Source organism: Actinotalea ferrariae (genome assembly GCF_019733465.1).
Taxonomy (GTDB): Bacteria; Actinomycetota; Actinomycetes; order Actinomycetales; family Cellulomonadaceae; genus Actinotalea; species Actinotalea ferrariae_A.
The window spans coordinates 1-1,839 of the sequence record NZ_JACVQL010000270.1 but is presented as its reverse complement, the minus strand read 5'-3'; the positions used below and the strand labels follow the sequence as shown (position 1 = coordinate 1,839).

Here is a 1,839-nt window from a genome sequence, read left to right as displayed (position 1 = left end):
GGCGCGCGCCGAGGCGGCGCTGCTCGCCGCCGGGACGGCCATGCCCCAGACGGTGCCGGGCGGCCGCAGCACGGGTGGCGGGCCTCCTGCCGCCCCGCCCGGTCCGGCTCCGACGACCTCGTCGGGGAGCGCCTGGGCGAGCACGGTCGCCGAGGCCTACGCGGCCCAGGGTGCGGTGCTCCCCCTCGGCGCGCTCGTCGAGGACGGCGTCGCGACCGCGTCGGCCCAGGTCGGGCTGCCCCTGCGGATGATGAACCGGCACGGCCTCGTCGCCGGCGCGACCGGCACGGGCAAGACGAAGACCCTCCAGGTCATGGCGGAGGGCCTCTCCGCCGCGGGCGTGCCGGTGTTCGTCGCGGACGTCAAGGGCGACCTCTCGGGCCTCGCCGCGCCGGGGACGCCCGACGACGCGCTGACCGCCCGGGCCGCGGGCATCGGCCAGCGGTGGGTCCCGACGGCGTTCCCGGTCGAGCTCTACACCCTCGGCGGGCTCGGCACGGGCACCCCGATCCGGACCACGGTCACCGACTTCGGCCCCCTCCTCCTGGCCAAGGTGCTCGGCCTCAACGCGACGCAGGAGTCGAGCCTCGGACTCGTCTTCCACTGGGCCGACACGCAGGGCCTCGGCCTGCTCGACCTCGCCGACCTGCGCGCGACGATCGCCTTCCTGCTCTCCGACGAGGGCCGGGCGGAGCTCAAGGGCATCGGCGGCCTGTCCGCGGCCACCGCCGGCGTCATCCTGCGCGAGATCGTGGCGTTGCAGGCGCAGGGCGCCGACGTGTTCTTCGGGGAGCCGGCCTTCTCGACGGCCGAGCTGCTGCGCACCGCCCCCGACGGTCGCGGCGTCGTCTCGGCGCTCGAGCTGCCGCACGTCCAGGACCGGCCCGCGCTCTTCTCGACGTTCCTCATGTGGCTGCTCGCCGACCTGTTCTCCGAGCTGCCCGAGGTCGGGGACACCGACCGGCCCCGCCTCGTCTTCTTCTTCGACGAGGCGCACCTGCTGTTCACCGACGCGTCCGACGACTTCCTCACCCAGGTCACCCAGACCGTGCGCCTCGTGCGCTCCAAGGGCGTCGGCGTCTTCTTCGTCACCCAGACGCCCAAGGACGTCCCCGCCGACGTCCTCGCCCAGCTCGGCAACCGCGTCCAGCACGCGCTGCGCGCGCACACGCCCGACGACGCCCGCGCCCTGCGCGCGACCGCGCGGACGTTCCCGCACTCGGACTACGACCTCGAGGAGCTGCTCACCACCCTGGGCACGGGCGAGGCGCTCGTGACGGTGCTCTCCGAGAAGGGTGCGCCGACCCCGGTCGCGTGGACGCGTCTGCGAGCGCCGGCCTCGTCCATGGCCCCGCTCCCCGGGCCGCAGATGTCCGCGCTCGTCGAGGCCTCCCCGCTCGCCGCCCGCTACGCCCAGGCGGTCGACCGGGAGTCGGCCTCCGAGCTGCTGCAGGCGCGAGCCGCGCGCGCGGAGGCCGAGGCGGCACGCGCCGAGGCCGACGAGCTCGCGGCCGAGGAGGCCGAGCGCCGCGAACGCGAGCTCCGGCGCGTCGAGGAGCGCATGTCGCGACCCGAGCAGCGACGAGCACCACGCGGCCGCGCGCGGGGCGGCAGCCCGCTCGACGCGTTCCTGCGCTCCGCCGGCACCGCGCTCGGTCGTGAGATCACCCGCACCGTGCTGGGGACCCGCCGGCGCTGACGGCGCCGACGTCGCGCCGTCGGCTCAGTCGAGCGGCACGACGCGGACGGCCGCGGCGGCCGCGGGGCTGAGTCCGCCGGGCGTCGCGACGACGGCGTCGAGGACCACGCCCGCCTCGGCGCACTCGCGCAGCACGGCGG

At 76.5% G+C, this 1,839-nt stretch carries 1 protein-coding gene; it reads left to right on the top strand.

Annotated features, from left to right (window positions below; all coding sequences use genetic code 11):
• The coding region (locus tag ICW40_RS17555) for a helicase HerA-like domain-containing protein (RefSeq protein ID WP_374199180.1) at positions 1 to 1,699 on the top strand (1,699 nt) is incomplete at its 5' end.
• Between the last annotated feature and the right edge of the window lie 140 nt (positions 1,700 to 1,839).